Annotated in this window: 8 protein-coding genes; 1 reads left to right on the plus strand and 7 read right to left on the minus strand. The window is 68.7% G+C overall.

Annotated features, from left to right (window positions below):
• Nucleotides 1-500: 500 nt before the first annotated feature.
• The 6 genes from BQ8420_RS14895 to tkt form a co-directional block, all read right to left on the minus strand.
• Entirely contained in the window at nt 501-1,865 is a 1,365-nt protein-coding gene (locus BQ8420_RS14895) for an HNH endonuclease signature motif containing protein (RefSeq protein ID WP_160049318.1), read from the minus strand.
• Between the two features lie 907 nt (nt 1,866-2,772).
• Entirely contained in the window at nt 2,773-3,519 is a 747-nt protein-coding gene (gene pgl, locus BQ8420_RS14905; protein WP_087099625.1) for a 6-phosphogluconolactonase, read from the minus strand.
• Between the two features lie 16 nt (nt 3,520-3,535).
• Nucleotides 3,536-4,456, minus strand: coding sequence for a glucose-6-phosphate dehydrogenase assembly protein OpcA (locus BQ8420_RS14910; protein WP_087099519.1), 921 nt, complete (start codon nt 4,454-4,456; stop codon nt 3,536-3,538).
• A gap of 16 nt (nt 4,457-4,472) precedes the next feature.
• Nucleotides 4,473-6,023 carry a glucose-6-phosphate dehydrogenase gene (gene zwf / locus BQ8420_RS14915; RefSeq protein WP_087099521.1) on the minus strand — a complete coding sequence of 517 codons (1,551 nt, stop codon included), beginning with the start codon at nt 6,021-6,023 and terminating at the stop codon, nt 4,473-4,475.
• A 105-nt stretch (nt 6,024-6,128) separates the two neighbouring features.
• A complete protein-coding gene (gene tal, locus BQ8420_RS14920) occupies nt 6,129-7,235 on the minus strand; it encodes a transaldolase (protein WP_087099524.1) in 1,107 nt (368 codons plus the stop codon).
• A 61-nt stretch (nt 7,236-7,296) separates the two neighbouring features.
• Nucleotides 7,297-9,390, minus strand: coding sequence for a transketolase (tkt, locus tag BQ8420_RS14925; protein WP_087099526.1), 2,094 nt, complete (start codon nt 9,388-9,390; stop codon nt 7,297-7,299).
• A 632-nt stretch (nt 9,391-10,022) separates the two neighbouring features.
• Between tkt and BQ8420_RS14930 the strand changes: the two genes are divergently transcribed.
• Nucleotides 10,023-10,982: a heme o synthase gene (locus tag BQ8420_RS14930; protein WP_087099528.1), complete on the plus strand. Its 960-nt coding sequence runs from the start codon at nt 10,023-10,025 to the stop codon at nt 10,980-10,982.
• An 87-nt stretch (nt 10,983-11,069) separates the two neighbouring features.
• On the opposite strand, the gene BQ8420_RS14935 is transcribed toward BQ8420_RS14930, so the two are convergent.
• Nucleotides 11,070-11,480 carry a hypothetical protein gene (locus BQ8420_RS14935; protein WP_087099530.1) on the minus strand — a complete coding sequence of 137 codons (411 nt, stop codon included), beginning with the start codon at nt 11,478-11,480 and terminating at the stop codon, nt 11,070-11,072.
• Between the last annotated feature and the right edge of the window lie 18 nt (nt 11,481-11,498).

Below are 11,498 nucleotides of genomic sequence, written 5' to 3' on the forward strand. Positions count from 1 at the left end.
GACGGCAGTTGGCGGCTATCGGGGAAGCGGGGAGTGGGGTCAGGGACCCAAAAGCACCGGCCCTACGGGCCCTGGGGGCCCTCACGGGCCGCCGGGCTTCGCCCGATCCGGCCGCAGCCGGCCGAATCCCTACCCGGCCGCCTGGTGTCCTCGTTAAGCGCGTCGCCACTACGTGACGGGTCAGGTCACGAAGGGCCCGCTACAGGTCCGGCTCGGGGCGGGCCGCGTCCCAGCGGTAGCCGGCACTGGTGGAGGTGGGCCGGTCACTCCCCAGCACCGGTGCGGGCGTGTGTACCAGTGCTAATACCGGTGCGGGGGTGCATGTGCTGGCGAGACCCCCGGCGGGAGTCATTCTGGCCCTTGGATATGGCTCTGGGTGGGGGGTTCGGTGTGCGGGCATGGCTGTATCCCCACAAGGCACGGGGCCTTTGGGGTCTGACACCCAACCAGGGGTGTTCTCTCGGGGGTGGTGTTCCACCTGATGGAAACGCGTGGCGATGCTAGGCGGTGGCTGGTGCTGGCTCCCCCTCACCGTCCCCGCCGTCCCCGTTCTCTTTCTTCGCTTCCTGGCGGTTCTGGGTGTGGTGGTGCTCCCAGATCTGCTGGTTCGCCTTCACCTGAAGGCGGTGCTTGAGCCGGTTGTGGGTCGAGCACAACAGCTGCATGTTGTCCGAGCTCGTGGCCCCACCCTGGGAGAAGGCGATGATGTGGTCGAACTGCGACCAGCTACGCGGCATATCGCAGCCCTCGTGCCACTCGCAGTGAAACTCCTTATACCCCGCCGCTTGGCGGACGGGGTCGGGGGCGCACCGGTGCTTCTGCCCCACGTCGAGCAGGGTTTTGCCTTCGGCGTCGGTCAGGAAGCGGCGCAACCAACTCTTGGGCGTCAACCGGGAGATCATCTGGTCGGGGATGACCACCCCATCCTCCGTCACCGCAGGCTCGGCCGTTTGGTCGCCGAGGTAGCGCTTGAGCGGGACGGTGATGTTCAACGTGACCACCGGCCGGGGCGCTTTCGCGCACTTGCGGTGGGCCAGAGCGGTCTCGAAGATCCGCATCATCGCGTCATAAGTGCGCTGATGCTTCGGCACCGCCGCACTGTCCGGCCCGTAGGGTTCGGTGTAGGCGTCCAACCCGGCCTGGATCAGCTGGTTATCCGCACCCGGCCCCCACATGCGCAGCAGGAACCCGCCTTCGAAGGTGGGCGAGAATTGGGCGCCACGGTTGTCGAAAGTCTCGTCGTAGTCCCGGTCGGCTTTGTCGGGGTCCAGTTGGGCGACGAACCATTTCGCCGCGTCCCGCAACTGCCGCACCGACGCTTTCGGGCATTCCTTCTTATAGGCGATCAGCCCGAATTCCAGGCGGGCCCGGAAACCCTCCACGTCGGGGTGGTCGGCTTTGAACGCCTCATCCGCCGAGTCCAGGACCTTCGCCCAGTCGGTCACAGCTTTTTCGGTGGAGGTCGCGATCGCGCACGCTTCACCCAACGACAGGACATCACCCTGGAACGCTTCGTCCACCAGGGGGAGTTGCTGGTGGTGCAGGGCTCGGGCCAGGGTGGCGAGGTTGCCGGCCTGGGCGGGGGTGGTGCCCCACTTGTGGGTGATCCACGCTTTGAGGGTGTTCTGGCCGCCTTTTTCTAACACGGCCCCGGAGGCTTCCATGGTGGCCAGGGCGGGGAGCATCCCGTAGTAGATGCGATCCATTTCCCCGTTGATCCGACCGCACTGTTCGAGCGCCTCGTCCTCGGCCCCGATCGGGATATCCCGGCCGGCGAATCCTACCGCCATCTCCCGCGCATGGGCCATCGCCTGATCGACCGGGGTGGTCCCGGTCGAGGGCGGTGCGCTGGGAGGAAAGATCATACTCTGATTATATGCCAATGACCAGGAGAATGGCAGCCCTACTCCCGAGTATATTACTTTCTTTTCCCGGGACGCCGGGATTCCTATCATGGAATGGCGCTTGTTGCGGGTTATCCACAACCCTTTTTTCCGCCATTGCCATCGCCGGTGCCGGCTACCGCTGGGACGCGGCCCGCCCCGAGCCGCACCTGTAGCGGGCCCTTCGTTACCCAGGCCGACGCCCACGGCGACGCGCTCAACGACACGGCGAGGCGGCTGGGTAGGGATTCGGCCGGCTGCGGCCGGACCGGGCGAAGCCCGACGGGCCGAAGGCCCGGAAGGGCTTTTAGGGCCCTGACCCCACCTCCCCCTTCCCCGATAGCCGCCAACTGCCGTCGCAGCGAAGCGGGTCAAGGTGGAGCGCTCTCTCGGCGAAGCCGCCTCAGCGACGACCTTGACGCGCGTAGCGGAGACGGCCACAATCACGCGGCGGGGAAGGGGGAGACCACCGCAACCCCGCCCGACAACCCCAAGGAACTCGACCTCAGGCGCACCACCAACACACCTACGAGACGCCCGACACCCCCAGGGTTTCCCACCCGAGGCGCCCCATAGCAAGAGCCCCGACATTCGCCAGATCACCTGAATCCGCACCCGAAGCCGCACCCGAAGCCGCACCCGAAGCCGCACCCGAATCCGCACCCGAAGCCGCACCCGAAGCCGCACCCGAGCCGCGCCCGGGCCGCACCCGAGCCGCGCCCGCCGTTCCGCGCCTGAACATGGCGATGCCCTGGCAGGGAACCCCCACCAGGGCATCGCTCGTTCTTACGCTTGTTCTGGTTCCAGTTCTGGTTCTGGTTCTGGTTCCGGCTCTACGTCCGCACCTACCTCGACCTCTACCTCGACCCCGGCGTTTGCATCTACGCCGCTACAGCTTCGAGGCAGCCGCCTCGTCCAGCCAGAACACTGTCTTCTCGCTGCCCTTCACACCCGAGACCGGTGCCTCGTCGACACCGGCCCCCGACAACCCCAGGCGCACGGCCTCGGACTTGGACTCACCGGCGGCCAGGACCCATACCTGCTGCGCGGTGTTGATCGCCTGCAGGGTCAGGCTCACCCGGGTGGGCGGCGGCTTGGGGGAGTCGTGCACCGCCACCGCGGCCGCCTCGTTCTCCCGGACCCCCGGTAGCCCGGGGAACAGCGAGGCGACATGCGCGTCCGGGCCCAACCCCAACAGACACACGTCGAACGCCGGCACGGGTCCCGCCCCTCGGGCGGCCACGGACAGCGCTGCCGAGTAGTTGGTCGCCGCCCGCTCCGCCTCGGAGTGGTCGGTCCCGTCCGAGGCCGGCATCGGGTGCACGTTCTCGGCCGGGATGTCGATGTCGTCGATCAGCGCCTCGCGGGCCTGGGTCTCGTTGCGCTCGGCGTCCCCTTCGGGAAGGAAACGCTCGTCGCCCCACCACAGGTGCACGTGCGACCACTTCATGCCGCTGGCCTTGGCCTCGTCGCGCAGGGCGGCGAGGGTCTGGATACCGACCCCGCCACCGGTCAGCACCAGGTGGAAGTCGCGCTCGGCGGTCTCGGCGCTCACGATCAGTTTCGCCAACCGCGACGCCGCGCTCTGCGCCAGCTGCGCCGCGTCGTTGGTGCGGACGATCTCCGGCTGGTTCAGCTCCGGCTCGCTCATCTCACGCTCCGCTTCCAGCGAGCATCGGCCCCAGGTGTCGGGCCGCGCTCACGTATGTTTCGTCGGGGTCCAGGCGGCGCAGTTCCTCGGCCAGGGCCGTGGCGGCGCCTCGCCGGGCCAGGGCCACTCTCTGGTCCGGTTGCGAGAACCTGGTCAGGGTGGCCACTCGACCGTCGCGCCGGGAGATCACGATGTCCCCCTGGTCGGTGGTCAGACTCACCTCGGTCAGGCCGGGGCCGTCGGAGACGCCGCGCTCCACGGAGATCTCCAGGCGTTCGGACAGCCACGCGGCCAGCAACTCGGCGCTCGGGTAGTCGGGTTCGGCCGTCACCTTGGCCCCGGTCACCCATCCGCACGGTTGGTCCATGACGCTGGCCAGCAGCGAACGCCATGGGGTCAGCCGGGTCCAGGTCAGGTCGGTGTCCCCCGGCCGGTAGTGGGCCACCCGGTCGAGCAGGTCGCTCAACGGGTCCGGAGCGCGTAGGGAGTCGGTGATCCGACGTTGCGCGAGCCGGCCCACCGGGTCGGAGGCAGGGTCGAGCGGACCCTGACCCGGCCACCACACCACCACGGGTGCGTCCGGCACCAGCAGGGGAGTGAGCACCGAGTCGGGGTGTTCGCCCAAGGGTCCGTACAGGCGCAGCAGCACCGCTTCGCCGGGCCCCGAGGTGCCCGGTCGGCGGATCTCGGCGTCGATGGTGGGTTCGGCCTTGGGGTCACGACGGATGAGCGCCACCACCCGGGAGGGGTGTTCGCGCCCCGCCTCCGTGGCGGCCCGTACGGCGTCGTAGTGGTCGCCCTCGTCGGTGACGATGACCAGGGTGAGCACCATGTTCATGGCACCGCCACCGACGCTGAGCCGTTCGGCCATGAGCGCCTCGGTGATCTCCGAGGTGGTGGTGCGCGGCAGGTAGAGCGTCATCGATTCCTCCCGACGGTCACGGACGCCGCCAGTGGCGGCCGTCCCTGGCGAGCAGTTCGTGGGCGGACTCCGGACCCCATGTACCCGAACCGTACTGTTCGGGCTTGCCGTTCTCGGCCCAGTACTCCTCGACCGGGTCCAGGATCCGCCAGGACAGCTCCACTTCCTCCTGGCGCGGGAACAGCGGCGGGTCGCCGATGAGCACGTCCAGGATGAGCCGCTCGTAGGCTTCCGGGCTGGCCTCGGTGAAGGACTGCCCGTAGGCGAAGTCCATGCTCACGTCGCGCACCTCCATGGAGGTGCCCGGCACCTTGGAACCGAACCGCAGGGTCACGCCCTCGTCCGGTTGGATGCGCAGCACCAGGGCGTTCTGCCCCAGCTCACTGATGTCGGTGCGGGAGAACATCTGCTGTGGCGCGGCCTGGAACACCAACGCCACCTCGGTGACGCGACGGCCCAGACGTTTGCCGGTGCGCATGTAGAACGGGACGCCCGCCCACCGGCGGGTGCCCACGTTCAGCTTCAGCGCCGCGTAGGTCTCGGTCACCGAGTCGGAGGGGATGCCCTCCTCCTCCAGGTAGCCGCGCACGGCCTCACCGCCCTGCCAACCTGCGGCGTACTGGCCACGGGCGGTGCCGGTGGCCAGGTCCTCTGGCAGGCTGACGGCGGAGAGCACCTTCTCCTTCTCCGTGCGGATCGCGTCGGCGTTGTAGGAGACGGGCTCCTCCATGGCCACGAGCGCCAAGAGTTGCAGGAGGTGGTTCTGCATGACGTCACGGGCGGCGCCGATGCCGTCGTAGTAGCCGGCACGGCCGCCCACACCGATGTCCTCGGCCATCGTGATCTGCACGTGGTCGACGTAGCTGCGGTTCCACAACGGTTCGAACAGGGTGTTGGCGAAGCGCAGCGCCAGGATGTTCTGGACCGTCTCCTTGCCCAGGTAGTGGTCGATGCGGAACACCGACGAGGGTGGGAAGACCTCGTCCACGACCTCGTTGAGTTCCTGGGCGCTCTCCAGGTCGTGACCGAAGGGCTTCTCGATCACCACCCGGCGCCACGGGGTGATCCCGCCAGGCCCCGAACCCTCCTCCGCCTTCGCCAGACCGGACCGCTTGAGCTGGGTGACCACGGTCGGGAACAGCTTGGGCGGCAGCGACAGGTAGAACGCGTAGTTGCCGCCGGTACCGCGCTCCTCGTCCAGCTCGATCACGGTCCGGGCCAGCTCGTCGAAGGCCTCGTCGTCGTCCAGGGTGCCCTGGACGAACCGCACCCCTTCGCTGAGCTGACGCCATACGTCCTCGCGGAACGGGGTGCGCGCGTGTTTGCGTACGGCCTCCTGGGCCTCCTGGGCGAAGTCCTGGTCCTCCCAGTCCCGGCGGGCGAAGCCCACCAGACCGAAACCCGGCGGCAGCAGGCCCCGGTTGGCCAGATCGTAGATGCCCGGCAGCAGTTTCTTGCGCGCCAGGTCGCCCGTGACCCCGAACAACACCAGAACGCTGGGTCCGGCGATCCGGGGAAGTCTTCGGTCCAGGGCGTTGCGGAGCGGGTTGGGTACCGCTCCCGGCATCACCGGTTCTTTCACGGTCTCTTCTCTTTCCGATGGAGAGTGGCCGGTGCCTCGGTGGTGTGCTTCCGGGCCGTTCCAGGGTCGCCCCCGGAACGGCCCGCGATGTCAGCCCAGCTTGTCGAGCTTGGCCGACAGAGCGTCCAGCAGGCTCTTCCAGGAATCGACGAACTTGTCGACGCCCTCCTGTTCCAGGACGGCGAACACGTCGGTCAGGCTCACCCCGGCGTCCGCGAGAGCGGCGAAGTCGTCCCGGGCCTGTTCGTAGGTGCCCAGAACGGTGTTGCCGGTGATCCGACCGTGGTCGGCGGTCGCGTCCAGGGTGGCCTGCGGCATGGTGTTCACGGTGTCGCGGGCCACCAGGCCGGTGACGTAGAGGGTGTCCTCCAAGGACGGGTCCTTGACGCCGGTGGACGCCCACAGCGGACGCTGCGGCTTGGCGCCCCGCTCGGCGAGGGCACGCCACTCGGTGGAGGAGAACACCTCGCCGTAGGCCTCGTAGGCCAGCCGCGCGTTGGCCAGCGCGGCCTTGCCCGTCAGCGCGAGCGCCTCGTCGGTGCCGATCGCCTTCAGGCGCTTGTCGACCTCGGAGTCCACCCGGCTGACGAAGAAGGACGCCACCGAGTGGATCTTCGACAGGTCGTGGCCGTTGACGCGGGCCAGCTCCATGCCCTCCAGGAACGCGTCCATCACCTGCCGGTACCGGTCCAGGGAGAAGATCAGCGTGACGTTGACGCTGATGCCCTCGCCCAGGGTCCGGGTGATGGCGGGCAGTCCCGCGGCGGTGGCGGGGATCTTGACCATCAGGTTGGGTCGGTCCACCAGCCACCACAGCGCCTTGGCCTCGGCGGCGGTGCGCTCGGTGTCGTTGGCCAGACGCGGGTCCACCTCAAGGGACACGCGACCGTCCACACCGTCGGTGGAGTCGTAGACCGGACGCAGCACGTCCGCGGCCCAACGGATGTCGTAGGCGGTGATGGCGCGTACCGCCTCCTCCACCGAGACGCCGCGCAGGGCCAGCTCGTGTACCTGCTCGTCGTAGGCCTCACCCTCGGCGAGGGCCTTGTCGAAGATGGTGGGGTTGGAGGTGACGCCGACCACGTGGTGGGTCGACATCAGCTCGGTCAGGTTGCCGGTCCGGAGACGTTCGCGGCTGATGTCGTCCAGCCAGACCGAAACGCCCTCCTCGGACAGGTCCTGGAGTGCGTTGCTCATGGTGTTCCCTCTTCCACTGGAACGAGGCCCGCCGCGGGCTCATCCGCGGCGGGCCCCTTGATCACTTGCCGGACTTGGCGAGGCTCCTGTGAGCCGCTTCGACGACCGCCTCGGGCGTGAAGCCGAACTTCTCGTACAGGACCTCGTAGGGGGCGGAGGCACCGTAGTGCTCCAGGCTCACCGACTCGCCGGCGTCACCGACGTAGGCGCGCCAACCGAGGGCGATACCGGCCTCGATGGACACGCGGGCGCGGACCGAGGAGGGCAGCACCTGCTCGCGGTACTCCTCGTCCTGACGGTCGAACCACTCCACGCACGGCATCGAGACCACACGGGTGGGCGTACCCGCTTCCTGGAGGGACTTGCGGGCGTCCAGCGCGATCGGCACCTCGCTGCCGGTCGCGATGATGATCACCTCGGGGGCCTCGCCCTCGGCCTCGGCCAGCACGTAACCGCCCTTGACCGCGCCCTCGGCCGGCGCGTACTCCTGCCGGTCCAGGACGGGCAGGTTCTGACGGGTCAGCGCCAGCGCGGACGGACGGTCGCCGTTCTCCAGGACCGAACGCCACACCACGGCGGTCTCGTTGGCGTCGGCCGGACGGATGACGTCCAGGCCGTGGATGGCGCGCAGCGACCACAGGTGCTCGACCGGCTGGTGGGTGGGGCCGTCCTCGCCCAGTCCGATGGAGTCGTGCGTCCACACGTAGGTGATGCCCAGCTTCATCAGTGCGGCCAGGCGTACGGCCGGACGCATGTAGTCGCTGAAGACCAGGAACGTGCCGCCGTAGGGGCGGGTGGGACCGTGCAGGGCGATGCCGTTGAGGATCGAACCCATGCCGTGCTCGCGCACACCGAAGTGCATCACGCGCCCGTACGGGTTGCCCGGGAACATCTCGCTGGCGCGGTCGAAGGGCAGGAAGGACGGCTCGCCCTTGGGCGTGGTGTTGTTGGACCCGGCCAGGTCGGCGGAGCCACCCCACAGCTCGGGCAGCAGCGGGGCCAGCGCGGAGAGCACCTCACCGCTGGCCTTACGGGTGGCCATGCCCTTCTCGCTCGCCTCGAAGGTGGGAACGGACTTCTCCCACCCCTCCGGAAGACGCTGCCGCACCAGGCGGTCGAACAGCTCGGAACGCTCGCCGGCGCTCTTGTGCCAGGCGTCGAATTCCACGTCCCAGGTGGAACGGAGCTCACGGCCACGGTCCAGCGCCTTGCGGGTGTGCTCGATCACGGTGTCCTCGACGCCGAACGGCTCGTCGGGCAGGCCCATGATCTGCTTGGTGGCGGAGATCTCGTCGGCGCCGATCGCGGCACCGTGGATGGCGCCGGTGTTCTGCTTGTTGGGCGCCGGCCAACCGATGACCGTGCGCAGACGGATGAAGGTGGGCCGCTCGGTTTCGGCCTTGCCGCGCAGGATCGCCTGGTAGAGAGCCTCGATGTCCTCGACGTACTCGCCGGTGGCGGTCCAGTCGACGTCCTCGACGTGCCAGCCGTAGGCGGCGTAGCGCGCGGCCACGTCCTCGCTGTGCGCGATGCGGGTGTCGTCCTCGATCGAGATCTTGTTGTCGTCATAGATCATGATGAGGTTGCCCAGCTGCTGGGTCCCCGCCAGGGCGCTGGCCTCGTGGCTGACGCCCTCCTGGACGTCACCGTCGGAGCAGAACGCGAAGATGTGGTGGTCGAAGGGGCTGACGCCCGGTCCGGCCTCGGGGTTGAACAGGCCACGCTCGCGGCGGGCGGCCATGGCCATGCCGACGGCGTTGCCCACACCCTGGCCGAGCGGACCGGTGGTGGTCTCCACACCGGGGGTGTGGCTGAACTCGGGGTGGCCCGGGGTGCGGCTGTCCCACTGACGCAGGGACTTCAGGTCGTCCAGTTCCAGGCCGTATCCGGCGAGGTAGAGCTGGATGTACAGGGTGAGGCTGGAGTGACCGATCGACAGGACGAAGCGGTCACGGCCGGCCCACTCCGGGTCCGAGGGGTCGTGCTGCATGACCTTCTGGAACAGCAGGTAGGCGGCGGGCGCCAGGCTCATCGCGGTGCCGGGGTGGCCGTTACCCGACTTCTCTACCGCGTCCATCGCCAGCGCCCGGACCGTGTTGACGGCGCGAAGGTCGAGGTCCGACCACTCCAGAGTCTGCGGGGTGTGGGCGTTCACGGACTGACGTCCTCCTTCTCAGGCGCCCGAACCATCCGGCGTTCGGGGCGGTGTGGGGTCGTGTGTGCTTGTTGTTCGCCGGGCATCCCGGTGGCGACCCACCGGTCGGGTGGGCCGAAGGGGGTGTGGAGGGCGAGTTCACTCGGCGGCGGGCTGTGGGCCTGGCACGGCCCCGGGCCGGTCGGGCCACGAGGAACAGCGCCGTCTGCGAGCCTATCGTCCGTGGCGGGACCTGTCGTTGGCCGACACCTCTCATTACCCATGGGTAACGGGCCTGTCGTGCGGGTTCGCCCGCTCCGGGAGGGGACGCGTGGCACGTTGGTGGCACGGTGAGGCGTGTGCGAACCTTCCTTACACTCGCCCTCCACCCCCGCGGTGGCCCGTCATGGGGCGAAGGTCACCCCACGGGTGGGACCTCGTTCCCAGGGGGTTGGTCATCGGTCCGCGCAAGGAAGTACTACAGTATGTCGTTGACGGGGTTTTCGCTGATCCTGACGGTTTGTCGGTCCGCTCGACCCCGCGTGGCGAGCAGTGTCGAAATTCCCGAAGAGTTGTCGAGGTATCCGCGTGTCTGAATCCGAGCCGGTCCCGCAGGGGACAGGAGTGCCTTCGGCCGTGGGGACGCGGTACTGATGGCACTCACCAACCGTCCCCCGCAGGTCGGATCGTCCACCCCCGAGGCCCCCCGCAAGGCCTCCCTGGGCGAATACGTCCGTGCTTACGTGGCCCTGTCCAAGCCCCGTGTCATCGAGCTGTTGCTCATCACCACCATCCCGGTGATGTTCGTCGCCGCCGGGGGTGTGCCGCCGCTGTGGATCGCGGTCGCCACCCTGCTGTTCGGCACCATGTCGGCGGCCAGCGCCAACGCGATGAACTGCTACATCGACCGCGACATCGACCGTGAGATGCGTCGCACCCGCCAGCGTCCGGCGGCGATGGACCTGGTGACCCCCAAGGGAGCCCTCGTCTACGGGCTGGTCCTGGCGGTCGGTTCCACCGTCGGGTTCCTCGCGTTCGTCAACGTGCTGTCCGCGGTGCTGTCGCTCTTCGCGATCGGGTTCTACATCTTCGTCTACTCGATGCTGCTCAAGCGGCGCACCGCGCAGAACGTGGTGTGGGGCGGCATCGCCGGCTGCATGCCGGTGCTCATCGGCTGGGCCGCGGTCACCAACAGCCTCGACTGGGCGCCGTTCGTGCTGTTCCTCGTGGTGTTCTTCTGGACGCCCCCGCACACCTGGACCCTGGCCATGCGGTACCGCGAGGACTACGCCGCCGCCAAGGTGCCGATGCTGCCCGTGGTCGCCAGCGACCGCCGGGTGCTGCTGGAGTCGGTGCTCTACAGCTGGGCGACCGTCATCGTGTCCCTTCTCTTCTGGCCGGTGGCCGGCACCACCTGGTTCTACGGCGCGGTCGCGCTGATCCTCGGTGCCCTGTTGGTGTTCCAAGCCCACCGCCTGCTGAGCCGCTCCATGGCGGGTGTGACCGGTGCCAAGCTCAAGACCATGGGTTTCTTCCACCTGTCCAACGCCTACCTGGCGCTGCTGTTCTCGGCCGTGACCATCGACCCGCTCCTGGCGGGCGTGATCGGCTGACGCGGCACTGGACACCGTCCCGTGGACCACGACGGCGCCCGTCCCCATCGAGGGGGCGGGCGCCGTTCGACTGCGTTCGGGGACGGCTCACGCGGGCCGGCGACGGAAGATGAGCACGGCCGACCACACCACCAGGGTCACCAGCAGCAGCGCCAAGGGGACGTGCGCCTGAAGGGGGCCGTAGGTGCCCAACGCCGCCTGCGGGAAGCCGACCACGAACGCTCCCAGGCTGAGCAGGAAGACCGTACGGGTGGTCCCGGGGCCGCGCCCCCGGGAGAACCACAGCACGCCCGCCGCCAGCAGTTGCGCGCCGGTGGTCACGTGCACCGCGAGCGCCCCGCCGTAGTGCAACGGCAGGGCGTCCAGGTTGTCGGTGATCAGTTGGCCGGCCGTGACGAATTCCCACAGGAGCACGGCCACCGCGGCCAGGACGGCCACACGCAGTACCCACTCCCAGACGGAGACGGGACGGGCCCGGGCGGTGTCGTTCGGATCCATGGCGGAGGCCTTTCTGGG

The sequence above is a fragment of the Nocardiopsis sp. JB363 genome, from assembly GCF_900143625.1.
GTDB lineage: Bacteria > Actinomycetota > Actinomycetes > Streptosporangiales > Streptosporangiaceae > Nocardiopsis.